This window comes from Dickeya sp. NCPPB 3274 (assembly GCF_000406205.1).
GTDB classification, from domain to species: domain Bacteria; phylum Pseudomonadota; class Gammaproteobacteria; order Enterobacterales; family Enterobacteriaceae; genus Dickeya; species Dickeya fangzhongdai.
Genome location: NZ_CM001979.1, coordinates 1,296,970 through 1,320,861, shown reverse-complemented (window position 1 = coordinate 1,320,861; position 23,892 = coordinate 1,296,970). Strand labels below are relative to the sequence as shown.

Genomic DNA, 23,892 nt, shown 5'->3' with positions numbered 1-23,892 from the left:
AGGGTGCTTCGGCACCCTTGTTTTTTTCCGCACGCTCCCGGTCAGGGCGAAAATGGCTGGCGATGGAACTGGTCATGGCCGCATTTCGGGCACAACGGCAAAACTTCCGGGGTATAAAAAGCAATGTGGTGATGGCACTGTTCGCACACCAGATTGCCCAGCCCCACCACCTCGCCGCTGTGATACACGCCGTGGTGGCTGACATCCTTGAACACTTCGCGCCATTCCAGTTGCGTCTTGTCGGTGATATCCGCCAGGTTCTGCCACAGGCTTTCGCGAATCACGCGCACGAACACGCTATCGGCAAAGGCATTCTGGCTCTCCTCGTAACTGAGGGAGAAGGCTTCCAGATCGCGCTGGAGCGCCAGTATTACCTGTTCAATCTCCTTTTGCGTCAGTTCATTGGTTTCCTGTAACTGGCGCCGGGCATCCGACATCAGCTTATCCATGTCCCGCTCGCCGCGGCTTAGCCACTCGGTAACGGCGGACATCAATTCCCGGTAATACTGAACCACTTTGCTCATCGTGACTCCTTAGCGTGAAAGCGCTTATCGACGGGCCTGCACAGCCTAGTGTAGATGATTTTTCCGACACAACCGGGAGCCGCTTCCCAATCCGCGGGTTTACCCCCCCGTCTTCGCTACCGGCGCCGCATAAATCGGCCCCGGACCGCCTCAAGCGGTTGTTGAGCCAGTCGCTTATCAGCTATGCTATGCGGATCTTTTGAAATGAAACAGAACATGCTACCGAGGTAGCGATTTTCACTAAGGACCACTGGCAGCCATGCAAGAGCAATACCGCCCAGAAGATATCGAAGCGCACGTCCAGCTTCACTGGCAAGAGAAACAGACTTTCAAAGTGACCGAAGAACCCGGCAAGGAAAAATACTATTGCCTTTCCATGCTGCCTTATCCTTCTGGCCGTCTACACATGGGTCATGTCCGCAACTACACCATCGGCGACGTGATCTCCCGCTATCAGCGTATGCTGGGCAAAAACGTTCTGCAGCCGATCGGCTGGGACGCCTTTGGCCTGCCGGCGGAAGGCGCGGCGGTGAAAAACAATACCGCGCCGGCGCCCTGGACCTACGCCAATATCGAATACATGAAAAACCAGCTGAAATTGCTGGGCTTTGGTTACGACTGGGATCGCGAAGTGGCGACCTGCAAACCGGATTACTACCGTTGGGAACAATGGTTCTTCACCAAACTGTATGAGAAGGGCCTGGTTTACAAAAAAACCTCAGCGGTGAACTGGTGCCCGAACGACCAGACCGTACTGGCCAACGAGCAGGTGATCGACGGGTGCTGTTGGCGTTGCGACACCAAGGTGGAACGCAAGGAAATCCCGCAGTGGTTCATCAAAATCACCGCTTACGCCGACGAACTGCTCAACGATCTGGATACGCTGGAAAGCTGGCCTGAGCAGGTCAAAACCATGCAGCGTAACTGGATCGGCCGTTCCGAAGGGGTGGAAATCACCTTCCGGATCGCTGACGGCGACGACACCCTGACCGTTTACACCACCCGCCCGGACACCTTCATGGGCGTGACCTATGTCGCCGTGGCGGCGGGTCATCCGCTGGCGCTGAAAGCGGCGGAAAACAACCCGGCGCTGCAGGACTTTATCGCTGAATGCCGCAACACCAAAGTGGCGGAAGCCGACATGGCGACCATGGAGAAAAAAGGCGTCGCCACCGGTCTGTTCGCCATCCACCCGCTGACCGGCGAAAACGTGCCGGTGTGGGCCGCCAACTTCGTGCTGATGGAATACGGCACCGGCGCCGTCATGGCGGTACCGGGCCACGACCAGCGCGACTGGGAATTCGCCCACAAATATAACCTGCCGGTGAAACCGGTTATTCTGATGGCAGACGGCAGCGAGCCGGATCTGTCCGCTCAGGCGCAAACTGAAAAAGGCCGCCTGTTCAACTCCGGCGAATTCGACGGACTGGACTTTGACGCCGCCTTTAACGCCATTGCCGACAAACTGGTGTCGCAGGGCGTCGGTCAACGTAAAGTCAATTACCGTCTGCGCGACTGGGGCGTGTCCCGCCAACGTTACTGGGGCGCGCCGATCCCGATGGTGACGCTGGAAGACGGCACCGTAATTCCGACGCCGGAAGACCAACTGCCGGTAGTGCTGCCGGAAGACGTGGTGATGGACGGCATCACCAGCCCGATCAAGGCCGATCCCGAGTGGGCTAAAACCACGGTCAACGGCCAGCCGGCGCTGCGTGAAACCGATACCTTCGATACCTTCATGGAGTCGTCCTGGTATTACGCGCGTTATACCTGCCCGCAGTACGATCAGGGCATGCTGGATCCGGCTGCCGCCAACTACTGGCTGCCGGTAGACCAATATGTCGGCGGTATCGAACACGCCATCATGCACCTGATGTACTTCCGTTTCTTCCACAAACTGATGCGCGACGCCGGTCTGGTGAATTCCAACGAGCCGGCTAAACGTCTGCTGTGTCAGGGGATGGTTCTGGCCGACGCCTTCTACTATGTCGGCAACAACGGCGAGCGTATCTGGGTATCGCCGAGCGACGCGACGCTGGAACGCGACGACAAAGGGCGCATCACCAAGGCGTTCGATAAAGAAGGCCGCGAGCTGGTTTACGCCGGCATGAGCAAAATGTCGAAATCGAAAAACAACGGTATCGACCCGCAGGTCATGGTGGAACGCTACGGCGCCGACACCGTACGTCTGTTCATGATGTTTGCATCCCCGGCGGAAATGACGCTGGAGTGGCAGGAATCCGGCGTGGAAGGGGCTAACCGCTTCCTGAAACGCGTGTGGAAACAGGTTTACGACCACACCGGGAAAGGCGCCACCCAACAGTTGGATGTGGCTGCGCTGACGGAAGACCAAAAAGCGCTGCGCCGCGACCTGCACAAAACCATCGCCAAAGTGACGGATGATATCGGCCGTCGTCAGACCTTCAACACCGCCATCGCGGCGATCATGGAGCTGATGAACAAGCTGGCCAAAGCGCCGCAGGAGTCGGAACAGGACCGCGCGCTGACGCAGGAAACGCTGCTGGCGGTAGTACGGATGCTCTACCCGTTCACTCCGCACGCCTGCTTCGTACTGTGGCGCGAGCTGAAAGGCGAAGGCGACATCGATCAGGCGCCGTGGCCGGTAGCGGACGAACAGGCGATGGTGGAAGACTCTCGTCTGGTCGTGGTGCAGGTCAACGGTAAAGTTCGCGGCAAAATCACCGTGGCGGCCGATGCCACCGAGCAACAGGTTCGCGATCGGGCGGCACAGGAGCCGCTGGTAGCCAAATATCTGGATGGCGTGACCGTTCGCAAGGTGATTTTCGTTCCGGGCAAACTGCTTAACCTGGTTGTGGGTTAAGGCAAGGAGGTACTGTGCGACACCCGTTTTTAACGCTGGTGCTGGGGCTGGTGGTCTTGATGACCGCCGGCTGCGGCTTTCATCTGCGCGGCACCACTCAGATGCCGGAGCAGTTGCATAATCTGATTCTGGACAGCGGCGACCCCTACGGTCCGATGACGCGGGCTATCCGTGAACAGTTGCGTCTCAACAACGTCAACATCATGGAAAATACCGACCGTAAGGATCTACCGTCCTTCCGTTTTATGGGAGACCATCTGACCCGCAACACCGTATCTATTTTCCAGGATGGGAAAACAGCAGAGTACCAGTTGGTTCTGGAAGTAAAAGCGCAGGTGCTGATTCCGGGTGATGACATCTATCCGTTCAGCGTGACGATTTTCCGCTCCTTCTTCGATAACCCGCTTGCCGCGTTGGCCAAAGACGCCGAGCAGGATATCGTGTTGCGTGAAATGCGTGAGCAGGCGGCCCAGCAGTTGGTAAGAAAACTACTGACGATCAAAGGAAGTCAGAACACGAAAATCAATCAGAAGGCGCAGGCCGCTACATCCGTACCGGCGCGCCCATGATTCGGATCTATCCCGAACAACTGACCGCGCAGCTCCATGAGGGGCTGCGCGGCTGTTATCTGCTGTTCGGCAATGAACCCTTATTGCTGCAGGAGAGTCAGGATCAGATCCGGACTGTCGCCCGTCAGCAGGATTTTCTGGAACACTTCAGTTTCACGTTGGATAACAACACCGACTGGGACGCTATTTTTTCCACCTGTCAGGCGCTCAGCCTGTTCGCATCCCGCCAGACCCTGCTGCTGATTCTGCCGGACGCCGGTCCCGGCGCCCCCATCAGCGAGCAACTGGTCAAGCTCTCCACCTTGTTGCATCCCGACATTCTGTTGATGGTGCGGGGCAACAAACTCACCAAAGCGCAGGAAAACAGCGCCTGGTTCAAAGCGTTGTCGCAACAGGGCGTGTACGTCCCTTGCATGACGCCTGAACAGGAACAACTCCCCCGCTGGGTGGCGCATCGCGCTAAAAACATGAAGCTGGAACTGGATGACGCCGCCAGCCAGTTGATTTGCTATTGCTATGAAGGGAATCTGCTGGCGTTGGTGCAAGCGCTGGAGCGGCTGTCGCTGCTGTATCCGGACGGCAAGCTGACGCTGCCGCGGGTCGAGCAGGCGGTCAACGATGCCGCGCATTTCACGCCGTTCCACTGGTTGGATGCGCTGCTGGGCGGCAAAAGCAAACGCGCGTGGCACATTTTGCAGCAGTTACGGCTGGAAGAGTGCGAGCCGGTTATCCTGCTGCGCACCGTGCAGCGGGAATTGCTGTTGCTGCTACAGTTAAAACGACGCATGGCGACCACGCCGCTGCGCACGCTGCTTGACCAGCACAAGGTGTGGCAAAACCGACGTCCGCTGTTGACGCAGGCATTGCAACGTCTATCGCTGACGCAATTACAGCAGGCGATTACCCTGCTGAGCCGGCTGGAGATCACCCTGAAACAGAATTACGGGCAACCGGTCTGGGCGGAACTGGAAACGTTGTCGATGGTTCTGTGCGGTAAAGCGCTGCCCGACGGCCTGCTTGAGGTATAGCGATTTGTCGACATTCCCGGCCACCCAGCCGCTGACCGCCTACTTTGGCGGCACGTTTGACCCGATTCACTACGGGCATCTGCGCCCGGTCGCCGCGCTGGCGCAGGAAATTGGTCTGCAACGCGTCATTCTGCTGCCCAACAACGTACCGCCGCACCGTGAGCAGCCGGAAGCCAGCGCCAGCCAGCGCAAAACCATGGTTGAGCTAGCGGTACGCGACAACCCGCTGTTTCAGATCGACGATCGTGAGCTACAACGCGCCACGCCGTCCTACACCATTGAGACGCTGGAAGCGCTACGCGCCGAGAAAGGCGCCGACGCACCGCTGGCGTTCGTTATCGGGCAAGATTCGCTGTTGACGCTGCATCGCTGGCACCGCTGGCAGGAAATACTGGATTACTGCCATCTGCTGGTCTGCGCCCGCCCCGGTTACCACCAGCAGTTGGATACCGCCGAGCTGGAAGCCTGGCTGACGGCGCACCAGACTCACGATGTCGACCCGTTGCACCGCCGCTGTCACGGGCTGATTTACCTCGCCCATACCCCGCTCCTGCCGATTTCCGCCACCGACATCCGTCATCGCCGACAACAAGGCCTCGACTGCCATGATCTGCTGCCCGAAAGTGTGCTGAAGTATATTGACACACACGGACTCTATCGATAGTCATGCGTCGATACCACTCATTATAAGGCCGTGATATACTCCGCCGCTGGTTTCGGCTACAGGAAAACCACCTGCCGCAGCGGTGAAACGGCTATTTCACTGACGCCAGACCAGCCCGCATAACCGGCAGATTAACCACTCATTAAAGGGGGAACCTTTGCAAGGCCAAGCACTCCAAGATTTCGTTATTGATAAACTTGACGATTTGAAAGGTCAGGATATTGTTGCCCTCAATGTAAAAGGGAAATCCAGTATCACCGACTGCATGATTATTTGTACCGGCACATCCAGCCGTCATGTCACCTCCATCGCCGATCACGTTGTGCAGGAATCCCGCGCCGCCGGGCTGATGCCGTTAGGCGTTGAAGGGGAAAACGACGCCGACTGGGTCGTGGTCGATCTCGGCGACGTGATCGTCCATGTGATGCAGGAAGAGAGCCGTCACCTGTACGAACTGGAAAAACTCTGGGGCTGATATGAAGCTGCAACTGGTCGCCGTTGGCACCAAAATGCCCGACTGGGTGCAGACCGGCTTTACCGATTACCTCCGCCGTTTTCCCAAAGACATGCCGTTTGAACTGGTGGAGATTCCGGCGGGCAAGCGCGGCAAGAATGCCGATATCAAGCGGATTCTGGAACGGGAAGGCGAACTAATGCTGGCCGCCGTAGGCAAAGGCAACCGCATCGTAACGCTGGATATTCCCGGTTCGCGCTGGGAAACGCCGCAGCTGGCGCAGCAACTGGAGCGCTGGAAACAGGACGGGCGCGATATCAGCCTGCTGATTGGCGGCCCTGAAGGGCTGGCGCCGCAGTGCAAAGCCGCCGCGGAGCAAAGCTGGTCGCTGTCGCCGCTAACGCTGCCGCATCCGCTGGTGCGCGTGCTGGTGGCGGAGAGTCTGTACCGGGCCTGGAGTATTACCACCAATCATCCTTACCATCGGGAGTAAGGCGAACGATGAACCCTGTGAAGTAGCAATCGCTGGATGAATATAGAACGTAAACCCTTTCGTGACTATACGGCTGAGGCAGCCCTGTTTGTACGCCGGGCGCTGGTCGCGTTCTTGGGCATTTTGCTGCTGAGCGGTATTCTTGTCGCCAATCTATACCACCTGCAGGTTTTACGTTTTGACGATTATCGTACCCGTTCGAATGAAAACCGCATCAAGCTGGTGCCGATTGCCCCGAGCCGCGGCATTATCTATGACCGCAACGGCACCCCGCTGGCGCTCAACCGCACGATTTACCAGCTGGAGCTGATTCCCGAAAAGGTCAACAATCTGGAAGAGACGCTGCAGGCGCTCAAATCGATCATTGACCTGACCGATGAAGACATCGATAACTTCAGAAAAGAGCGTAAACGTTCGCGTCGCTTCACGTCCATCCCGGTCAAAACCGGATTGAACGAAGTACAGGTAGCGAGCTTCGCCGTCAATCAGTACCGTTTTCCCGGCGTGGAAGTCAAAGGCTACCAGCGCCGCTACTATCCGTATGGTGCCGCGCTGACCCACGTCATTGGCTATGTTTCCAAAATCAACGACAAAGATCTGGAAAGGCTGGACCAGGAAGGCAAGCTGGCGGACTACGCGGCGACCCACGATATCGGCAAGCTCGGTATTGAACGCTATTACGAAGATGTGCTGCACGGCAAACCAGGCTACGAGGAAGTGGAAGTCAATAACCGCGGCCGCGTGATTCGCCAGTTGCACGAACAACCGCCGCAAGCCGGCAAAGATATCACCCTGACGCTGGACCTCAACCTCCAGCTCTATATCGAGAAACTGCTGACCGGCAGCCGCGCCGCCGTGGTAGTCACCGACCCACGGGACGCGGGTATTCTGGCAATGGTATCCAATCCCAGTTACGACCCGAACCCGTTCGTCGACGGCATTTCAGGCAAAGCCTATCGGGAACTACTCAACGATCAGAATCGGCCGCTGATCAACCGCGCGACACAAGGGGTGTACCCGCCCGCCTCTACTGTCAAACCTTACATCGCGGTATCCGCTCTTAGTGCTGGCGTTATCACACCTTACACCTCGCTGTTTGACCCCGGCTGGTGGCAGTTGCCCGGCTCGGAAAAACGCTTCCGCGACTGGAAAAAATGGGGGCACGGCCGCCTGAATCTCACCAAATCGCTGGAAGAATCCGCCGATACCTTCTTCTATCAGGTCGCCTATGATATGGGGATCGACCGCCTGTCTGAGTGGATGGGCAAATTCGGTTACGGCCATCTCACCGGTATCGATCTGTCTGAAGAACGGGCCGGGATCATGCCGACCCGAGACTGGAAGATGAAACGCTACAAGAAACCCTGGTATCAGGGGGATACTATCCCGGTCGGCATCGGCCAGGGCTACTGGACCGCCACGCCGATCCAGATGATCAAAGCGCTCACCACGCTGATTAACGACGGCCAGGTCAAAACACCACATCTGCTTAGCAGTATGCAGGAAAACAATACTCAGGTGCCTTACCGCCAGCCGGAGCACCAGCAGATTGGCGATATCCGCTCCGGTTACTGGGAAATAGCCAAAGACGGCATGTACGGCGTCGCCAACCGTCAGAACGGCACCGCCCACAAATTCTTTGCCGATGCGCCGTATAAGATTGCAGCCAAGTCAGGGACGGCACAGGTATTCGGCCTGAAGGAAAACGAAACCTATAACGCCAACCGGATTGCCGAACGGCTGCGCGACCACAAATTGATGGTCGCTTTCGCCCCTTACAGCAACCCGAAAGTCGCCATGTCCATCATTCTGGAAAACGGCGGCGCCGGGCCAGCCGTCGGGACCATCGTACGTCAAATCCTCGACCATATTATGTTGGGCGACAACAATACCAACCTGCCGGACGCGCCGCCGTCGCCGCCGGGCAGTGAAACCGAGTAGAGGCACCATGACAGACAGTCAACAAAAAGGCTCAATCTGGACCAAAATGCACATTGATCTGCCTTTCCTTCTGTGTGTAATGGCGTTACTGGGCTATAGCCTGTTCGTCATGTGGAGCGCCAGCGGGCAGGACACGGGCATGATGGAGCGCAAAATTGCCCAATGCGTGCTGGGGTTAGTCGTCATGATCGGCATGGCGCAAATCCCGCCGCGGGTCTATGAAGGCTGGGCTCCGTATCTGTACATTTTCTGTTTTATCCTGCTGGTCATGGTAGATGTATTCGGCCAGATCAGTAAAGGCGCGCAACGCTGGCTCGATTTAGGCGTGGTGCGCTTCCAGCCGTCGGAAATCGCCAAAATCGCGGTGCCGCTGATGGTGGCCCGCTATATCAACCGCGATATGTGCCCGCCGTCGTTGAAAAATACCGCCATCGCGCTGGCGCTGACGTTCGCCCCCACCCTGCTGGTGGCCGCCCAGCCGGACCTTGGCACCGCCATCCTGATTTGCGCTTCCGGCCTGTTCGTACTGTTCCTCGCCGGCATGAGCTGGCGGTTGATCGCCATTGCCGCCATTCTGCTGGCGGCGTTCATTCCCGTACTGTGGTTTTTCCTGATGCATGATTACCAGCGCGATAGGGTAATGATGCTGCTGGACCCGGAAACCGATCCGCTCGGCGCCGGTTATCATATTATTCAGTCGAAAATCGCCATCGGCTCCGGCGGCCTGGCCGGCAAAGGCTGGCTGCAGGGCACCCAGTCTCAGTTGGAGTTCCTGCCGGAACGCCATACCGACTTCATTTTCGCGGTGCTGGCCGAAGAGCTGGGACTGATCGGCGTGCTGATTCTGCTGGGGTTGTACCTGTTCCTGATCATGCGCGGCCTGGTGATCGCCGCCAATGCGCAAACCTCGTTCGGCCGGGTGATGGTCGGTGGCTTGATGCTAATCTTTTTCGTGTATGTGTTTGTTAACATCGGCATGGTGAGTGGTATCCTGCCGGTGGTCGGGGTGCCGCTGCCGTTGGTCAGCTATGGCGGCTCGGCTCTGGTCGTCTTGATGGCGGGATTCGGTATCGTCATGTCGATACACACTCACCGCAAAATGTTATCCAAGAATTTATAGGGGTGAGCAATGCGTAAGGATTGGGTTTGGCTTGGCGCGATCAGCCTGGCTCTGGCAGGCTGCGCGGTTACGGAACAGCCTCAGTCTCCCTCACCGCAGGCCACGGCATACAATGGCCCGGTGGAAGAAATCGGCGGCGCGGAGCCGCGCTACGAACCGTACAAACCCGCCAACATGCAGGATTACAGCATGAACGGCAAAACCTACCGTATTGTTAAAAATCCGGAGAATTTCAGTGAAAGCGGGTTTGCCGCCTGGCACGATCGGGAATCGGTCGGTAACCGCACGGCGACCGGCGAAGAATTCGACGTCAACGCCATGGCCGCCGCCCATCCCACGCTGCCGATTCCCAGCTATGTGCGCGTCACCAACCTCAGCAACGGCCGTCGTCTGGTGGTACGTGTCAACGATCGCGGGCCTTATACGCCGGGCAGAATCATCGACCTGACCAAAGGCGCGGCCGACCGCCTTAATCTGTCCAACAATACCAAAGTGAAGGTGGACTTCATCAGCGTAGCGCCGGACGGCTCGCTCTCCGGCCCCGGCACCATCGGCACCCGTGTCGCCAAACAGAGTTTTGCCCTGCCGTCACGCCCGACGCTGGGCTCCAGCGGTCTGGGAACGCCGGTCATGGAAAGCGCGCCGGCTACTGCCGCCGCGGTGCGGCCGATCAGCAACGCCACGTTGACGCCGACAACAGCTAATGGCGGCGGCAATATCGTTAGCGGCAACCCGTCTGTCAACAATACCGGCGCCTCAAGCGGAGGCAGTTTCCTCGGTGCGCCCAAACCGCTGCCCAGCGGGGTGCTGGAAAGCCCGGAACCAACCCCTGCCGCCACGCCAGTCAGAGCAACGGCGGTCGCGACGGCGCCGGTCGCCGTTCAGCCGTCACGCACGCTGTCGCAACCGGCTGTGCCTGCCGGTTCCGGCAACATCGTGGTGCAGGTCGGCGCGCTGAGCGATCAGCAGCGGGCGCAAACCTGGCTGAAAAGCCTGAACGAGCGCTTCCGCGTGCCTGGCAAAGTCACCCTGAATAACGGTTTATATCGCATCCAGTTGGGGCCGTTCCAGAGTCGTCAGCAAGCAGCCGACCTGCAACAGCGCCTGTCCAGCGAAGCGCAACAGCCGTCATTTATCACCACGGTGTCTGGCGCGCAGTAACCTATTTACGGTCGAAAGAGGGATAAATTCCCTCTTTCTTTATCTGTACGAGCGATAACGATATCGCCCCCGGCGATCGGCAAAATCGCGTAACGTATTGTCTGGTGCCGCCCCGATTTTCATCTGTTATAGTGTGGCTCGTTTTTTAACTTATACCCACGGATGTTGTTGTTCCAATCATGAAAACAGTAATCACGTCTTGTTTTACCAAACGTATTGCGCTCGGCACGTTGCTCGCCATCAGTGCATCCACTTTCGCCTACGCAGACGACATTAATCTGAAAACCATGATTCCTGCCGTCCCGGATATTGATGCCGAAGCGTATATCCTGATTGATTACAACTCGGGTAAAGTGCTGGCGGAAAAGAACGCCGACACCCGTCGCAACCCCGCCAGCCTGACCAAAATGATGACCAGCTACGTCATCGGCCAGGCGATTAAAGCTGGGAAGATCAGCCCGAACGATGTCGTGACTATTGGTAAAGACGCCTGGGCTACCGGCAACCCCGATTTTCAGGGATCGTCGCTGATGTTTCTCAAACCGGGCGATCGCGTGCCGGTTTATTTGCTGAACAAAGGGATTATCCTGCAGTCCGGCAACGATGCCTGCGTCGCGATGGCTGACTACGTGGCGGGCAGCCAGGATTCGTTCGTCAACCTGATGAACGGTTACGTCAAGGCGCTGGGGTTGCAGAACACCAACTTCAAAACGGTTCACGGTCTGGATGCTGAAGGTCAGTACAGCTCAGCCCGCGATATGGCGCTGATTGGTCAGGCGTTGATCCGCGACGTACCGGATGAGTACGCGACCTATAAAGAGAAAGAATTTACCTTCAACAATATCCGCCAGACGAACCGCAACGGCCTGTTGTGGGACAGCAGCCTGACCGTTGACGGCATCAAAACCGGCCATACCTCCTCCGCCGGCTACAATCTGGTGGCCTCGGCGACCGAAGGTCAGATGCGCCTGATCTCCGCCGTACTGGGGGGACGGACTTTCAAAGGCCGTGAAACAGAAAGCAAGAAACTGCTGACCTGGGGCTTCCGCTTCTTTGAAACGGTGGCGCCGCTGAAAACCGGCAAGGAATTCGCCTCCGAACCGGTGTGGTTCGGCGACAATGACCGGGTATCGCTGGGCGTGGATAAAGATGCCTACATCACCATTCCGCGCGGCCGCATGAAAGATCTGAAAGCCAGCTATGTGCTGACCAATACGGAACTGCACGCGCCGCTGGCCAAAAACCAGGTGGTGGGCACCATCAACTTCCAGCTGGACGGCAAAGTGATCGAACAGCGCCCGCTGGTGGTGATGAACGAAGTCAAAGAAGGCGGGATTTTCGGACGTCTGTTCGACTACATCAAACTGATGTTCCACCGCTGGTTCAGTTGATCCCCCTTGAATCCTGAGCAACCGCCCTCATGTTGCTCACTTAAGGATCGAACAACAGGATTTCGGTCATACTTAACACTCCCGCTTCGGCGGGAGTGATAATTTTGTACTAATGAATGACTCTGGAGTCGCCATGAAAACCAAACTCAACGAATTGCTTGAATTTCCATGCTCATTTACCTACAAAGTCATGGGGCTGGCAAAACCGGAGCTGGTGGATCGGGTTGTGGAAGTGGTTCAGCGCCATGCTCCCGGCGACTATAACCCGCAAATCAAGCCCAGCACCAAAGGCAACTACCATTCGGTATCGATTACTATCATCGCCACCCATATCGAGCAGGTAGAAACGCTGTACGAAGAACTGGGTAACATCGATATTGTACGTGTGGTGCTGTAACGCCCGCCGCGCTCTGACCTTGTCTCCTTAATACGGAGACAAGCGAGGAAACCGCTATTCGCTGTAGCATCACCCCGCTATAATTGCGCTCATTCCTTCTTCACCCGACGATGACACTCTTGCAACAGGATACGATCACAGTACGTGACACGATGATAGTACGTGACGCGATCATGGTCAGTGACACGATTATAGTCCGCCAGTTGGGCGTACAGCCTTACGAGCCGGTGTCGCAGGCTATGCACACCTTCACCGAACAACGAGACAGCCACAGTTTTGACGAATTGTGGCTGGTGCAGCACCCGCCGGTTTTTACCCAGGGCCAGGCGGGCAAAGCCGAACATGTTCTGATGCCCGGCGACATCCCGGTGATTCAAAGCGATCGCGGCGGTCAGGTGACCTACCACGGCCCCGGCCAGCAGGTGATGTATGTGCTTATCGATATCAAACGCCGCAAAGTTGGCGTACGCCAGCTGGTAACCGCTATCGAAAATACCGTCGTCAATACGCTGGCGCATTATGCCGTTGACGCGCACGCCCGCCCCGATGCCCCCGGCGTCTACGTCGGCGAACGGAAAATCTGTTCACTGGGTCTACGCATCCGTCACGGCTGCTCGTTTCACGGGCTGGCGCTGAACATTGCTATGGATCTGTCCCCTTTTCTGCGCATCAACCCTTGCGGCTATGCCGGTATGGCGATGACTCAACTCAGCGAGCAGGTTCCCGGCGCAACGGTAGCCGAAACCGCGACAGTGATGGTGAAAGCGTTTATGGAACTGCTGGATTACCGGCAGCAGGAATGGCTGGAGTGGAACTGGTCGCAGCAAGGGGCACCACACCCGCTGAGCGCATCTGACGCAGTCTGACTGCGGTTACATTACATTTTATTTACATAATTTCTGTATTTTGTCCCTCAATGGCTGCTCGTCGGCGGACAAAGATGATATAATTTTGTGAGCTTTTTAAAAAAAAGTTTAACAACTCACGTAATCCAATGAATTTTATATAAATTCATAACAGCGATTCAGAACTGGAAATTACGCAAACATGAGTAAACCGATTCAGATCGAACGTGGCATCAAATACCGCGATGCAGACAAAATGGCCCTGATCCCGGTACGTACCGTCGTCACCGAGCGTCAGGAGATGCTCCGCAAGCCGGAATGGATGAAAATCAAATTACCTGCGGACTCCAGCCGAATTCAGGGCATCAAGGACGCCATGCGCCGTAATGGTCTGCACTCGGTTTGCGAAGAGGCATCCTGCCCTAACCTGGCGGAGTGCTTCAATCACGGCACCGCCACGTTCATGATCCTCGGCGCCATCTGCACTCGCCGCTGCCCGTTCTGCGATGTCGCCCACGGCCGCCCGCTGACCCCGGACGCCAACGAGCCGGAAAAACTGGCTCAGACCATTCACGATATGGGGCTGCGTTATGTGGTGATCACCTCAGTTGACCGTGACGACCTGCGTGACGGCGGCGCCCAGCATTTTGCCGACTGCATCAGCGCCATTCGCCGTAAAAACCCGAGCATCAGAATCGAAACGCTGGTGCCGGACTTCCGTGGTCGTATGGATCGGGCGCTGGATATTCTGACCGTCACGCCACCGGACGTATTTAACCACAACCTGGAAAACGTGCCGCGTCTCTACCGCCAGGTACGTCCGGGCGCCAATTATGAATGGTCGTTGCAGCTGCTGGAAAAATTCAAAGCCACGCATCCCAATATCCCGACCAAGTCCGGTCTGATGGTGGGTCTGGGCGAGACCAATGATGAGATTCTGGATGTGATGCGCGATCTGCGTCGCCACGGCGTGACCATGCTGACGCTGGGCCAATATCTGCAGCCGAGCCGTCACCACCTGCCGGTACAACGTTACGTGCCGCCGGAAGAGTTTGAGGAAATGAAGGCGGAAGCGCTGGCAATGGGCTTTACCCACGCCGCCTGCGGCCCGTTCGTTCGTTCGTCCTATCACGCCGACTTGCAGGCCAAAGGGATTGAGGTGAAATAACGGGCCACTACCCGCAACATCCTCTTACAAAATGACACAAGCAAGACAAAAAGCGGATGGCAAAGCCCTCCGCTTTTTTATTTTGATGCCTGTCAGCGCTGATAATTATTCTTTAGGACGATTTTCGCTGATAGCGGCTGGATGTTCATCCTGAGCGGAAGATTTTGCCGCCGGCTGCTCATCACTCATGGATTTCTTGAAGCCTTTGATAGCGGCACCCAGATCGCTGCCCAGACTGCGCAGTTTATTGGTGCCGAACAGCAGAACAATCAAGGCGCCAATCACTAAGAGCTTGGCAATACTGATACCTTCCATACATACCTACCTGATGATGTGAGCTGGAAAAGCCAGCGCGCTTTACATCGCTCTTTTTTAAATCGATACACCGGATAAGGCAATGGTCATCTGTAACAAAGTAAGACGTCCATCGCCAGTCGCTGTTTTTTATCCGGCATGTGATGCCTTGCTATTATCGTAGTACAGGCGGCTTAAAGCGATTGTGATGCAGCACAGGTAACTGGCGGCGAACGGCTTGAATACGCTCCAACTTCAGCTCCGCCAGCAGCAATTCAGGCTGTTCGGCGGCCTGGACGATAACCACGCCCATCGGATCCACCACCATGCTATTGCCGATATTCCTGTCGCTACACTCCCCTGTCGCCACCAGATAACAGGTGTTCTCCAGCGCCCGGGCCCGGGCCAGCAATTCCCAGTGCGCTTCCTTCTGTGGGCCTTTCACCCAGGCCGCCGGCACCACCAGCACATCGGCGCCGTTGACCGCCAGTTGGCGCGCCATCTCGGCGAAACGGATGTCGTAGCACACCATCAGCCCGACGCGCATTCCCGCCACCTCCACCACCGGCGGCAGCGCCGTACCCGGCGTCACCCGTCGGGACTCCTGCACCGTAAAAGCGTCATACAAATGCAGCTTGTGGTAATGAACCAACACTTCACCGCGCCGGATAACCAGCAGCGTATTGTGCACACGCCCATCCGACGCCGGAGTATGCAGGGTAAACACCACGCTGATATCCAGCGACTGGCTGGCGGTCAGCAACTGGCTGACAAACGGGCCGGTGATCGGCTGGGCGCAACCGACGCCCCATTCTGGGTCCGTATTGTCTCGCGCCAGCACCGCCTCCGGCAGCACCAGCAGATCAGCCCCGGCGGACGCCGCCTGGGCCATTAATGTTATGCAAGTCTGGGCGTTGTCCTGCCATAGACGTTGCACGGCAAACTGACCGAGCGCCACTTTCATATCTGGCTCCTTCATACATAACAGGCGGATACATTTGGTAAAACTACCACGGCTACAAAAAACATCGGCATGCAGGTAAACTTTATTAGCCAGTAACGGAGATGACATTCCTCCATAACCGCCCTTCCGGCTGATGATGTCTGCAAGTCCCTCAATCGGGCGTGCCCTTTCGAGATTAGCCCAACTTACCCTTGGATGAAAAGGTGACTATGTATAGTACGTTACTTGCTGTTTTTATTGGCGGCGGGATTGGCAGTGTCGCGCGCTGGCAACTCAGCGTGCGCTTTAATAACCTGTTTCCCCAGATTCCCGCCGGCACACTGATGGCCAACCTGATCGGCGCCTTCATTATCGGCGCGGCCATGAGCTATTTCATGCGCCAGCCCGACCTTCCGCCACACTGGAAACTGTTGCTCACAACCGGTTTTTGCGGCGGCCTGACAACGTTCTCGACCTTTTCCTACGAAACGGTTGCCTTGCTGCAGAGCGGCGAGTGGACCGCAGCGCTGTTCAATCTGCTGCTCAATCTGTTTGGTTCGCTGATCATGACGGCGCTGGCGTTTGCGCTGGTGGGCTGGCTGAGCGCCCACTGAGAGATAAGATAGGAAGGCACAAAATAAAAACCCGCCATTCGGCGGGTTTTTCAGGAAATCGGTATAATTAAATAGCGATAACGTTAGCAGCAGAAGGTCCTTTAGCGCCGCTGGTGATTTCAAACTCTACGCGCTGACCTTCAGCCAGGGTTTTGAAACCGTTGCTCTGGATAGCAGAGAAGTGAACGAATACGTCCTTGCTGCCATCTTCCGGAGTAATGAAACCGAATCCTTTGGACTCATTAAACCACTTAACGCTACCTTTAATCTTAGACATCAAACTTACCTTTACATGAATGAACGACACAAAATCTGTGTCAAATACAGTACAGCAAGTAGCGGCGCATTTGTCCAGCCGAACATCACCAAAAAGTGATAAAACATGATAAAAAAGCGAACTGACTCCATTCACTCCGCATATTTGTAAGCCACAACCACATTATTTGGTATCTTACACGCAGTTAGCCACTTTTTTTGGTCATCCTAAACAACTATGCAGAAAATGCTGGGGTTACTTGGCGGTATGAGCTGGGAATCGACCCTGCCTTATTACCGTATCATCAATCAATATGTGAAAGAGACATTAGGCGGGCTACACTCCGCCCGATTGCTGCTGCATAGCGTCGATTTTTATGACATCGAAAAAATGCAGTCTTCCGGCGACTGGGATGCCGCGGCCGATTACTTGTCAGAGGCCGCCATCGGCCTGAAACAGGCTGGCGCAGAGGCAATCGTCATCTGTACCAACACCATGCATAAAGTCGCCGACCAGGTCGAACAGCGTTGTCAGTTGCCAATAATCCATATCGCTGACGCCGCCGCGGCCGAAATACAGCGGCAACAACTCGCTACCGTCGCGCTGCTGGGCACCCGCTATACCATGGAGCAGAGCTTCTATCGCGGCCGCCTGACTGAGCGTTTCGGCATCCAGGTGCTGATACCCGACCCGCTACAACGAGATGAAATCAATCGCATCATTTTCGATGAACTCTGCCTTGGGCAGATTCGCGATGAATCTCGTCAGGTTCTCTGCCGTATCATTGCCGAGCTGCAGCAAAACGGCGCGCAGGGCGTAATATTAGGATGTACCGAATTACCACTGTTGATCCGCCCGGATGATGCGATGATCCCGCAGTTGGATACCACGCAACTGCACGCGCTGGCAGCGGCACGCTTTGCTTTGGGTCAATAGGTCACGCTCGTGAAGGCAAGCAACGGCAAATAATAGCCTCTTTTATTTACTCAGGCTTCCTCATTTAGCCACCATCATCCCCGGCAGCAGATCGAAAAACATGAGCGAAAGATTGAGATACTCATCACAAAAATGAGAAGAAAAAAACGGGGTAAAACGAGGGAGTTTATGAATAACACACTCACCTTAAGCGAAAATTAATTTTTAAAAATCAGTCCATTAAAGCCAGTCCTTATCACATAAAAAAAGCAGCAACCCGTGGGTTGCTGCTTTGGCGGTACTCAATTAGGGACCTGGTGACTAATGACAGTAAATAAAATTGTACTAGTCTAAATACATCAGCAATTACTTACGCAGCATTGCGTCGATGAAGCTTTTCCAGTTGTTGAGTTCGACTTCGATCATGATGGTAGCTCCTTAGAGATTTGTTGTCTTACGGGGTTATTATACGCTTCTTTTTTGACCAAGATAAAGACTTTGGGGCGCAAAAATGTGCTCTCTTTCGCATTTCCGCAACATAGCCAATCAACCCAACCTCATGATTTCTTAAGATAATTTTAATACTCTGCCGTATCCGGCGTTTATGTTGTATGCTTTTTTCCCCTTATGACATGAAAAATAACGGATTTTAAACATATGGCCATCATCCTGTACGGCATTAAGAATTGCGACACCATAAAAAAGGCCCGTCGCTGGCTGGAAGACCATCAGATTGACTACCGTTTTCATGACTATCGGGTCGACGGGCTGGAAGAAGAACGTCTGCAATCCTTTATCGATCGCACAGGCTGGCAACCGCTGCTGAATACCCGGGGCACTACCTGGCGTAAACTGGAAGAAGCCTACCGTAACACCATCGACAATGAAGCGGCGGCAAAAACTGTTATGCTGGAGCAACCCGCGTTGATCAAACGCCCGCTGCTGGAGACCGCTGACGGAAAAACCCTGCTCGGTTTCAGCGACGACAGCTATCAGCAATTTTTTACGGAGAACACCTCACATGTCTTGCCCGGTAATTGAACTGGCCCAGCAGCTCATCAAACGCCCGTCTCTCAGTCCGGATGACGCTGGCTGCCAGGCGCTCATGATTGAACGCCTGCAAGCCATCGGCTTCATCGTCGAAAAGCTGGATTTCGGCGATACCCAAAATTTCTGGGCCTGGCGCGGTCAGGGAAAAACGCTGGCGTTCGCCGGTCACACCGACGTAGTGCCTGTCGGTGACAATAGCCAGTGGCAGACGCCGCCGTTTGAACCCGCCATTCGGGACGGCATGTTGTACGGTCGCGGCGCGGCGGACATGAAAGGCTCGCTGGCGGCGATGATAGTGGCGGCGGAACGTTTTGTCGCCGCGCACCCCAATCATCAGGGTCGACTGGCGTTTCTTATCACTTCCGACGAAGAAGCCAGCGCCGTCAACGGCACCGTCAAGGTCGTGGAAACCCTGACGGCGCGTCAGGAACGGCTGGACTACTGCCTGGTCGGCGAACCGTCCAGCACCGATCGGGTCGGCGATGTAGTGAAAAACGGCCGGCGCGGCTCTATCACCGCCAATCTGCGGATTCACGGCGTTCAGGGTCATGTCGCTTATCCGCATTTGGCGGATAACCCGGTGCATCGGGCCATGCCGGCGCTGAATGAACTGGTGGCGACCGTCTGGGACCAGGGCAACGAATTCTTCCCACCCACCAGCATGCAGATAGCCAACATTAACGCCGGCACCGGCAGCAATAACGTCATTCCTGGCGAGCTATACGTGCAATTCAACTTCCGCTTTAGCACTGAGCTGACCGACGAGCTAATTAAACAGCAGGTCAAAGCCCTGCTTGATCGTCACCAGCTTAATTACACGCTGGAATGGCAACTGTCCGGTCATCCATTCCTGACCGGCCGCGGCGAACTGGTGGATGCGGTGGTCAACGCCGTTGAACATTACAGCGAAATCACCCCACAGCTCCTGACGACCGGCGGCACCTCGGATGGCCGCTTTATTGCCCGCATGGGCGCGCAAGTGGTGGAACTGGGGCCGGTCAACGCCACCATTCATAAAGTAAATGAGTGCGTCAGCGCCGCCGACCTGCAACTGCTGAGCCGCATGTATCAACGCGTTATGGAGCAATTGATCGCATGATCTCTTCCGCCTGTCTGACCGGCAAAAGCGACCGTCATCTGGTGACGTTAAGCGGGTCGCATCGCCTGCAACCCGAAGCGGTTACGGCGTTTACAGCCATGCAGCAGGCGGCGCGGCAAGATGGATTCAACCTACAACCCGCCAGTACGTTTCGGGATTTTGAGCGTCAGCGGCAAATCTGGAACGGCAAGTTTACCGGTCAGCGCCCGTTGCTGGATCAACACAGCCAGCCGCTAGACGCGCTCGCGCTGGATGAAGGCGCGCGTTGCGAGGCGATCCTGCGCTGGTCGGCGCTGCCGGGCGGTAGCCGTCACCATTGGGGCAGCGATCTGGATATTTATGACCCCGACCGCTTGCCCGCCGGCCAAAAACTGCAACTGGAGCCCTGGGAATATCAGCCGGGCGGTTACTTTGCCGAACTCAGCGACTGGCTGACGCAACACATGGCCGCATTCGGCTTTTACCGGCCGTTCGCGCGGGACAGCGGCGGCATCGCCATTGAGCCCTGGCATCTCAGCTATGCGCCGCTGGCCCGTCTCGCCATGGCTCAGTTAACGCCGGAACATATTCTGCAAGCCTGGCAAGGCGAAGACATTGCCGGCCGGAGCTGGCTGGAGCCGAATCTGCCGATGCTGTTCCAGCGCTTTATACTGTCTGTTGAGGCACAACAACCCCGTTAACACGGGATATCTGTATATGAGGAACAACCATGGGATGGCTGGCTGATTACTGGTGGGTGATACTGCTGGTGTTGCTGGGAATGTTGGTCAACGGCATCAAGGAACTGAGCCGCCTTGATCATAAACGTTTTCTGCATGATAAACCGCCGTTGCCGCCGCACCGCGACAATAATGCGCAGTGGGACGACGAAGACGACTGGCCGCAGAAAAAGCCCTGACCCCGCACGCTGAAAACCATGAGGCCGGGTCGCCCGATGGCGACCCGGCCTTCTTATTTTATAGCGACCGTCTTGCTTATAGCGGTAAGCGTACTGTCAGTTGATTAACAAAATGTCACTCGGTTAACGAACCGCCAGCCGGTTAGCGAAATGCCACCAGTTCGCCGCGCGCGCCCATCACCGCCTCATCCCAGAAGCGTTTCGGGATGTAATGATGCAGCCGATCCAGCGCGTTATCCATCATACGACCGTCAATGGCATGCCCCAGATGCGGCACCAGATCCAACGTGAAATCCGACCCCAGGGCACGCAGACTCTGTGCGGCCTGACGAGCGTGATCCGCCGTAATCACCGGATCCTCCTCGCCATGAATCAGGTGAACCACGACATCATACAGCGGTTGCTCCGGCAACGCGGCAAAGCGACCGCTAAACGCCACAGCCCGCCCGGCCAGATTTTTCTCCGCTTTCAATGCCTCAAGGATCATGATCGACCCTTGAGAAAAACCGATCAGCGCGGTGTGGGAATAATCGATTCCCGTGGTTTCCTGCCAGTAGCGAACGGTCTCGATAAACCGCGGCATAATGGCGTTGACGCGACGGGCGCGATTATCCTCGGTGACGCCCTGTACCGAAAACCACTGGCGTCCTTCGCCCAGACCAATCGCTTCCGGACCGCCAACGCTGATAACCTGCGCCATAGGGAACGCCTCGGCAAAATAACGGCCGATCTGCCCCATGGAAACCGGATTGTCGCCCACGCCATGAAATAGCAAAAACAACTGCTTAGGTGAAGGTGGATTTTGCACCACAAAATAGTCATGCTTCATATCGCCTCTCCTGCGGTTACCTTCAGGGGAAACCGTCTGTTCAAAAAATTCCAGTTGTCACTATACGCCCCTCGATAGCGGGTCAATATTGAGGTTTATTGAACAAGTCATTCCATTATCCTGTATCAGGATCAGTGTATATGAATGCAGGAAATCGGCTGGCTGAATCACAGTCCAAGCTACAAAATTGTGATCGCTACCACTTGAAATGAATTTTGAAAAGGAAACCACTTCTGTCGCTATGACACTATTCTCGCTATAGGACCATTCTCGCTATAGGACCATTCTCGCTATAAAACCATTCTCGCTATAAAACCATTCTCGTTATAAAAACATTCCCATTCTCGCGATAAAACAGTTTTCTTTATAAAACAAGATAATGCCAACGTTGCCACTCGGCTTCGTCCAACTGGCGCAGCGCCTGAATCGCTTCCGCCCGCCAGCGCTGAACCAGCGCCTTTCTCCCCGCCAGTTGAAGCTGATGAACGCACTCCGCCACGCTTCGGCCTTGCTCAAGCCATAGCCGCAAGGCGATTAATGCCATCGGCGATCGCATCATCAGGCGTGATAGCGCCCCCTGACAGGCTTCTGGCGGACGGTGGGCCATAGCGAATCCCACCAGATTGCACCAGTCGTCCGCCGTGAGCGACTGATCCTCCACCAGCGGCAAATTCAGCGCCAATGGGATATCACGCCGCAGCCAGAACCAGTCCCGGCTCAGTTCACGGTATGCTGACGCCGCCAGCGCGTTACCCGCTTCGCTGAGCGGAAGCAACGCCATCGCACTGTAACACCCGCTGCTGGCGTCAATATGGCTGCCGATACGCGCCAGTTGAAACCCGCAACGCTGCCAGAACCGCCACAATGCTGGCTGAAAACCGAAGCTGACCGACAGAAAATCCAGCTGTTCCTGCTGCGCCCGTTGTTGCTGTTCCCGGACCAGCGCCTGCCCGATCCCGTGACCGCGCTGCGCCGCCAGCACCGCAATCCGGCTGATGCGGCGTGACCGTAATACCGGCGCCCGCCACTGATTGCCGTGCGCCGCCAGCGACTGCGCCACCAGATTTCCTCTCGGTCGACGTCGCCCGGCCCAGACGTCCTGCGCCAGCGTCTCCGGCAACCCGCCTTCGTCCACCAGCCAGATAACGCCGCCAACCTGCTCTTCGACACAGGCGCTGGCGATATGCATGCCGGGTGCATCCAGCAGGCGGCGTAAATCCAGCGGTGAAGTGCGGTAGTGGGCGCTGCAGAGCAACCCATAACACCCGGCAAGGCGTTCAGGTTGACTCAGCCAGTCATCGCGCCGCTCCAGCCGAATCGCCGGTGACCCCGGCAGCCGTTCCGGTACCTGTCTTTCGGCGTCAAACAGCATCACCCGATCGACGATGTTCTCCAGCGGATCCTGCTCTGCCCAGCGTAGCGGCGCCGTCAGTTCAATAGCCTGCCAGTCCGGCAGCAACGCGCAGAATTTCAGCAGAAAACCACGCCCCGTCCCTTCATACCCTTGTACCGTGGTCGTCATCACCACCCGACGGAAAAACGGCAACAGCGCCTGCAATAACGGGGCAGGAATCGCCGCCGCCTCATCGATCAACAACCACTCCACCGGCGGTGCGCCATGTTGCCGACAGAACGCCAACAGCGCATCCGGCGCCCAGAACGTTGCCGCGTCTCCGGCCTGACGCAGCAGGATCTCGCCGGCGGCGCGCGACGGCGCGCTCACCCAGCAGGCGCCCTGACACTGACGCGCCAGCATGCCAGCCAACGTCGACTTGCCGCGTCCACGCGGCGCGGTGATCACGGACACCGCGCAGGAGGTGTGCAGCAATCGCTGTAATATAGCCTGCTGACAGGCGGTCGCTTCGCCGGTGGCGGGCTGCCAGTCTGAACGGCGACGGGGAAGCGCTATCACCGGCTCGGCATCCTGCTGGCGCCACAGCACAACCTCGTCATCGCTCAACAGCTGGTGCTGCACATGCCGAATAAATCGGGGGGTGGCTATCGGCTCCGGTTGCTCGCTCCAGCGCAGGCTGTCCGCATCCGGGCAATCGGGCCAGCGCTGCCACTCCGGCGCCAGCAGGAGCAGCCAGCTGCCGGCCCGGAGCGCGCCAGCCAGCATCGCCAGCGCCTCCGCATCCAGACCATCGCGGGCATCGAACACCGCATGCAGAAACTCCCGACCCAGCACGCCACGCACGTTCCGGGGCGCTATCGCCGTAGCCCCTTCCGGCGCCGACGCGCTGACCCACAGCCAGTCGCCGGGCAACAAGGCGCTCAGGCGCTGCGCCTGAGCGCAGCACCAGTTGGACCGGCCGTTCAGTACCAGCAGACGGCGAATGCCGTAACGCTGCTGATATTGCTGGCTGACAACAAAAGACTCCACGACGCGCCCCGAAG

At 56.7% G+C, this 23,892-nt stretch carries 26 protein-coding genes and 1 riboswitch; of the genes, 19 read left to right on the top strand and 7 right to left on the bottom strand.

Annotated features, from left to right (window positions below; all coding sequences use genetic code 11):
* Positions 1 to 41: 41 nt before the first annotated feature.
* Positions 42 to 524, bottom strand: a complete 483-nt coding sequence (locus tag DXX3274_RS06665; protein WP_013316973.1) for a zinc ribbon-containing protein — start codon at positions 522 to 524, stop codon at positions 42 to 44.
* Between the two features lie 259 nt (positions 525 to 783).
* Between DXX3274_RS06665 and leuS the strand changes: the two genes are divergently transcribed.
* The 13 genes from leuS to lipA all read left to right on the top strand — a co-directional run bounded on the left by leuS (position 784) and on the right by lipA (position 14,597).
* Entirely contained in the window at positions 784 to 3,366 is a 2,583-nt protein-coding gene (gene leuS / locus DXX3274_RS06660; RefSeq protein ID WP_042859153.1) for a leucine--tRNA ligase, read from the top strand.
* Positions 3,367 to 3,380: 14 nt separating this feature from the next.
* Complete coding sequence (lptE, locus tag DXX3274_RS06655; protein ID WP_042859152.1) at positions 3,381 to 3,935, top strand: LPS assembly lipoprotein LptE; 555 nt, start codon at positions 3,381 to 3,383, stop codon at positions 3,933 to 3,935.
* On the top strand, positions 3,932 to 4,963 hold the full coding sequence (holA, locus tag DXX3274_RS06650) for a DNA polymerase III subunit delta (RefSeq protein WP_042859151.1): 1,032 nt from the start codon (positions 3,932 to 3,934) through the stop codon (positions 4,961 to 4,963). Before lptE ends, holA begins: the two co-directional genes overlap by 4 nt.
* Complete coding sequence (gene nadD, locus DXX3274_RS06645) at positions 4,953 to 5,627, top strand: nicotinate-nucleotide adenylyltransferase (RefSeq protein ID WP_042859150.1); 675 nt, start codon at positions 4,953 to 4,955, stop codon at positions 5,625 to 5,627. The genes holA and nadD overlap by 11 nt, the downstream gene beginning before the upstream one ends.
* A 157-nt stretch (positions 5,628 to 5,784) precedes the next feature.
* Positions 5,785 to 6,102 (top strand): ribosome silencing factor, encoded by a 318-nt coding sequence (gene rsfS / locus DXX3274_RS06640; protein ID WP_013316968.1) that lies wholly within the window; start codon positions 5,785 to 5,787, stop codon positions 6,100 to 6,102.
* Between the two features lies 1 nt (position 6,103).
* A complete protein-coding gene (gene rlmH, locus DXX3274_RS06635) occupies positions 6,104 to 6,574 on the top strand; it encodes a 23S rRNA (pseudouridine(1915)-N(3))-methyltransferase RlmH (RefSeq protein ID WP_012883860.1) in 471 nt (156 codons plus the stop codon).
* A gap of 36 nt (positions 6,575 to 6,610) precedes the next feature.
* Positions 6,611 to 8,515, top strand: coding sequence for a peptidoglycan DD-transpeptidase MrdA (gene mrdA / locus DXX3274_RS06630; protein WP_042859149.1), 1,905 nt, complete (start codon positions 6,611 to 6,613; stop codon positions 8,513 to 8,515).
* Positions 8,516 to 8,522: 7 nt separating this feature from the next.
* A complete protein-coding gene (gene mrdB / locus DXX3274_RS06625; RefSeq protein ID WP_042859148.1) occupies positions 8,523 to 9,635 on the top strand; it encodes a peptidoglycan glycosyltransferase MrdB in 1,113 nt (370 codons plus the stop codon).
* A 9-nt stretch (positions 9,636 to 9,644) separates the two neighbouring features.
* Entirely contained in the window at positions 9,645 to 10,796 is a 1,152-nt protein-coding gene (gene rlpA, locus DXX3274_RS06620) for an endolytic peptidoglycan transglycosylase RlpA (RefSeq protein ID WP_042859147.1), read from the top strand.
* 179 nt (positions 10,797 to 10,975) lie between these two features.
* Positions 10,976 to 12,187, top strand: coding sequence for a D-alanyl-D-alanine carboxypeptidase DacA (gene dacA, locus DXX3274_RS06615; RefSeq protein WP_042859146.1), 1,212 nt, complete (start codon positions 10,976 to 10,978; stop codon positions 12,185 to 12,187).
* A 133-nt stretch (positions 12,188 to 12,320) separates the two neighbouring features.
* The gene (gene ybeD / locus DXX3274_RS06610; RefSeq protein WP_013316963.1) at positions 12,321 to 12,584 is read left to right on the top strand and encodes a DUF493 family protein YbeD; all 264 of its coding nucleotides are present in this window, start codon (positions 12,321 to 12,323) and stop codon (positions 12,582 to 12,584) included.
* A 173-nt stretch (positions 12,585 to 12,757) separates the two neighbouring features.
* The gene (gene lipB, locus DXX3274_RS06605) at positions 12,758 to 13,450 is read left to right on the top strand and encodes a lipoyl(octanoyl) transferase LipB (RefSeq protein ID WP_042861928.1); all 693 of its coding nucleotides are present in this window, start codon (positions 12,758 to 12,760) and stop codon (positions 13,448 to 13,450) included.
* A gap of 181 nt (positions 13,451 to 13,631) precedes the next feature.
* Complete coding sequence (gene lipA, locus DXX3274_RS06600; RefSeq protein WP_042859145.1) at positions 13,632 to 14,597, top strand: lipoyl synthase; 966 nt, start codon at positions 13,632 to 13,634, stop codon at positions 14,595 to 14,597.
* A gap of 105 nt (positions 14,598 to 14,702) precedes the next feature.
* On the opposite strand, the gene tatE is transcribed toward lipA, so the two are convergent.
* Together tatE and DXX3274_RS06590 are read right to left on the bottom strand one after the other, a co-directional pair.
* The gene (tatE, locus tag DXX3274_RS06595) at positions 14,703 to 14,912 is read right to left on the bottom strand and encodes a twin-arginine translocase subunit TatE (protein ID WP_013316960.1); all 210 of its coding nucleotides are present in this window, start codon (positions 14,910 to 14,912) and stop codon (positions 14,703 to 14,705) included.
* A 154-nt stretch (positions 14,913 to 15,066) separates the two neighbouring features.
* Positions 15,067 to 15,855, bottom strand: coding sequence for a deaminated glutathione amidase (locus tag DXX3274_RS06590; protein WP_042859143.1), 789 nt, complete (start codon positions 15,853 to 15,855; stop codon positions 15,067 to 15,069).
* 88 nt (positions 15,856 to 15,943) lie between these two features.
* Positions 15,944 to 16,005, top strand: a riboswitch (Fluoride riboswitch).
* A gap of 59 nt (positions 16,006 to 16,064) precedes the next feature.
* On the opposite strand from DXX3274_RS06590, the gene crcB reads away from it, so the two are divergent.
* Entirely contained in the window at positions 16,065 to 16,448 is a 384-nt protein-coding gene (gene crcB, locus DXX3274_RS06585; RefSeq protein ID WP_042859142.1) for a fluoride efflux transporter CrcB, read from the top strand.
* A 67-nt stretch (positions 16,449 to 16,515) separates the two neighbouring features.
* Here the strand turns inward: crcB and cspE are convergent, their stop codons facing one another.
* A complete protein-coding gene (gene cspE, locus DXX3274_RS06580; RefSeq protein ID WP_009113827.1) occupies positions 16,516 to 16,725 on the bottom strand; it encodes a transcription antiterminator/RNA stability regulator CspE in 210 nt (69 codons plus the stop codon).
* 216 nt (positions 16,726 to 16,941) lie between these two features.
* Here cspE and DXX3274_RS06575 point away from each other — a divergent pair, with 216 nt between their 5' ends.
* Positions 16,942 to 17,640 (top strand): aspartate/glutamate racemase family protein, encoded by a 699-nt coding sequence (locus DXX3274_RS06575; protein ID WP_042859141.1) that lies wholly within the window; start codon positions 16,942 to 16,944, stop codon positions 17,638 to 17,640.
* A gap of 345 nt (positions 17,641 to 17,985) precedes the next feature.
* On the opposite strand, the gene ypfM is transcribed toward DXX3274_RS06575, so the two are convergent.
* On the bottom strand, positions 17,986 to 18,045 hold the full coding sequence (ypfM, locus tag DXX3274_RS24525; protein WP_139348332.1) for a protein YpfM: 60 nt from the start codon (positions 18,043 to 18,045) through the stop codon (positions 17,986 to 17,988).
* 231 nt (positions 18,046 to 18,276) lie between these two features.
* On the opposite strand from ypfM, the gene DXX3274_RS06570 reads away from it, so the two are divergent.
* Genes DXX3274_RS06570 through DXX3274_RS06555 form a run of 4 tightly spaced genes read left to right on the top strand, consistent with a single transcriptional unit; the run spans position 18,277 to position 20,666 of the window.
* On the top strand, positions 18,277 to 18,660 hold the full coding sequence (locus DXX3274_RS06570) for an ArsC family reductase (protein ID WP_042859140.1): 384 nt from the start codon (positions 18,277 to 18,279) through the stop codon (positions 18,658 to 18,660).
* A complete protein-coding gene (gene dapE / locus DXX3274_RS06565) occupies positions 18,641 to 19,768 on the top strand; it encodes a succinyl-diaminopimelate desuccinylase (RefSeq protein ID WP_042859139.1) in 1,128 nt (375 codons plus the stop codon). The genes DXX3274_RS06570 and dapE overlap by 20 nt, the downstream gene beginning before the upstream one ends.
* Complete coding sequence (locus DXX3274_RS06560; protein ID WP_042859138.1) at positions 19,765 to 20,448, top strand: M15 family metallopeptidase; 684 nt, start codon at positions 19,765 to 19,767, stop codon at positions 20,446 to 20,448. The genes dapE and DXX3274_RS06560 overlap by 4 nt, the downstream gene beginning before the upstream one ends.
* Positions 20,449 to 20,477: 29 nt before the next feature.
* Entirely contained in the window at positions 20,478 to 20,666 is a 189-nt protein-coding gene (locus tag DXX3274_RS06555) for a YpfN family protein (protein ID WP_022632647.1), read from the top strand.
* Positions 20,667 to 20,808: 142 nt separating this feature from the next.
* On the opposite strand, the gene ypfH is transcribed toward DXX3274_RS06555, so the two are convergent.
* Positions 20,809 to 21,495: an esterase gene (gene ypfH / locus DXX3274_RS06550; RefSeq protein WP_042859137.1), complete on the bottom strand. Its 687-nt coding sequence runs from the start codon at positions 21,493 to 21,495 to the stop codon at positions 20,809 to 20,811.
* A gap of 364 nt (positions 21,496 to 21,859) precedes the next feature.
* Positions 21,860 to 23,878: a tRNA(Met) cytidine acetyltransferase TmcA gene (locus tag DXX3274_RS06545; protein WP_042859136.1), complete on the bottom strand. Its 2,019-nt coding sequence runs from the start codon at positions 23,876 to 23,878 to the stop codon at positions 21,860 to 21,862.
* Positions 23,879 to 23,892 lie beyond the last annotated feature (14 nt).

What these genes read in the sequence shown, in the direction of transcription:
- DXX3274_RS06665 (WP_013316973.1), bottom strand. Translation starts at nt 524, where the DNA reads ATGAGCAAAGTGGTTCAGTATTACCGGGAATTGATGTCCGCCGTTACC.
- leuS (WP_042859153.1), top strand. Translation starts at nt 784, where the DNA reads ATGCAAGAGCAATACCGCCCAGAAGATATCGAAGCGCACGTCCAGCTT.
- holA (WP_042859151.1), top strand. Translation starts at nt 3,932, where the DNA reads ATGATTCGGATCTATCCCGAACAACTGACCGCGCAGCTCCATGAGGGG.
- rlmH (WP_012883860.1), top strand. Translation starts at nt 6,104, where the DNA reads ATGAAGCTGCAACTGGTCGCCGTTGGCACCAAAATGCCCGACTGGGTG.
- mrdA (WP_042859149.1), top strand. Translation starts at nt 6,611, where the DNA reads ATGAATATAGAACGTAAACCCTTTCGTGACTATACGGCTGAGGCAGCC.
- mrdB (WP_042859148.1), top strand. Translation starts at nt 8,523, where the DNA reads ATGACAGACAGTCAACAAAAAGGCTCAATCTGGACCAAAATGCACATT.
- rlpA (WP_042859147.1), top strand. Translation starts at nt 9,645, where the DNA reads ATGCGTAAGGATTGGGTTTGGCTTGGCGCGATCAGCCTGGCTCTGGCA.
- dacA (WP_042859146.1), top strand. Translation starts at nt 10,976, where the DNA reads ATGAAAACAGTAATCACGTCTTGTTTTACCAAACGTATTGCGCTCGGC.
- ybeD (WP_013316963.1), top strand. Translation starts at nt 12,321, where the DNA reads ATGAAAACCAAACTCAACGAATTGCTTGAATTTCCATGCTCATTTACC.
- lipB (WP_042861928.1), top strand. Translation starts at nt 12,758, where the DNA reads ATGGTCAGTGACACGATTATAGTCCGCCAGTTGGGCGTACAGCCTTAC.
- lipA (WP_042859145.1), top strand. Translation starts at nt 13,632, where the DNA reads ATGAGTAAACCGATTCAGATCGAACGTGGCATCAAATACCGCGATGCA.
- tatE (WP_013316960.1), bottom strand. Translation starts at nt 14,912, where the DNA reads ATGGAAGGTATCAGTATTGCCAAGCTCTTAGTGATTGGCGCCTTGATT.
- DXX3274_RS06590 (WP_042859143.1), bottom strand. Translation starts at nt 15,855, where the DNA reads ATGAAAGTGGCGCTCGGTCAGTTTGCCGTGCAACGTCTATGGCAGGAC.
- crcB (WP_042859142.1), top strand. Translation starts at nt 16,065, where the DNA reads ATGTATAGTACGTTACTTGCTGTTTTTATTGGCGGCGGGATTGGCAGT.
- cspE (WP_009113827.1), bottom strand. Translation starts at nt 16,725, where the DNA reads ATGTCTAAGATTAAAGGTAGCGTTAAGTGGTTTAATGAGTCCAAAGGA.
- DXX3274_RS06575 (WP_042859141.1), top strand. Translation starts at nt 16,942, where the DNA reads ATGCAGAAAATGCTGGGGTTACTTGGCGGTATGAGCTGGGAATCGACC.
- DXX3274_RS06570 (WP_042859140.1), top strand. Translation starts at nt 18,277, where the DNA reads ATGGCCATCATCCTGTACGGCATTAAGAATTGCGACACCATAAAAAAG.
- dapE (WP_042859139.1), top strand. Translation starts at nt 18,641, where the DNA reads ATGTCTTGCCCGGTAATTGAACTGGCCCAGCAGCTCATCAAACGCCCG.
- DXX3274_RS06560 (WP_042859138.1), top strand. Translation starts at nt 19,765, where the DNA reads ATGATCTCTTCCGCCTGTCTGACCGGCAAAAGCGACCGTCATCTGGTG.
- DXX3274_RS06555 (WP_022632647.1), top strand. Translation starts at nt 20,478, where the DNA reads ATGGGATGGCTGGCTGATTACTGGTGGGTGATACTGCTGGTGTTGCTG.
- ypfH (WP_042859137.1), bottom strand. Translation starts at nt 21,495, where the DNA reads ATGAAGCATGACTATTTTGTGGTGCAAAATCCACCTTCACCTAAGCAG.